The sequence below is a fragment of the Pseudomonas sp. NBRC 111124 genome (assembly GCF_001320245.1).
In the GTDB taxonomy this organism is placed as follows: domain Bacteria; phylum Pseudomonadota; class Gammaproteobacteria; order Pseudomonadales; family Pseudomonadaceae; genus Aquipseudomonas.
The window spans coordinates 1-676 of the sequence record NZ_BCBA01000103.1; the positions used below are offsets into that span (position 1 = coordinate 1).

The 676-nt window shown below is 55.8% G+C and carries 1 protein-coding gene; it reads right to left on the bottom strand.

The annotated features are described in order from the left end of the window. Window positions 1-676: IS3 family transposase (locus APH28_RS25980; protein ID WP_060513283.1), on the bottom strand; the 676-nt coding region annotated here is incomplete at both ends.

Consider the following 676-nt stretch of genomic DNA (forward strand, 5'->3'; position numbering starts at 1 on the left):
TTTTGCATATTCGTTCGGTGAACGATAGCCCAGTGCTGAGTGCAGTCGACTGCTGTTGTAAAACCCGTGGATGTAGTTTGCGATCGCCAGGTGCGCCTGCTGCTTGCTGGGGTAAACCCGGCAGGCCTCTTCTCGCTTCAACGTGGCAAAGAAGCTCTCAGCCACGGCGTTATCCCAACAATTTCCCTTCCGGCTCATGCTCTGCGTGAAGCCTTTCTTGGCCAGAGCGAAGCGAAATTTGCTGCTTGCATACTGACGCCCCTGATCGGAGTGGAAAACAACACCGTAGAGGCCAAGGCACGCGTTCCAAGCGTTGATGAAGGCTCGCTCAACCAAGTCGTCCGGCATCCGATCCGCCAAGCTGTAACCCAGCACTTGGCGCGTCTGAATGCTCAATACCACTGCCAGATACAACCATCCCTCTTTGGTGGCGATGTAGGTGATATCGCTGACCCAGGTGGGCGTGGCGCTGCCCACGGAAAACTGTCGGGCCAGCACATTGTCCGCTACGGGTAGGTAGTGGTGGCTATCAGTCGTACAGGGTTTGAAACCGCCTTTGCATTTGCCTTGAATATGTTCCTCGTGCATCAGCCGACCTATCCGCTTATGACCCACTGCATGTGCCTGTCGGCGCAAAGCTTCGACCAACCGTGGTCGGCCATATGTATTCCGGCTG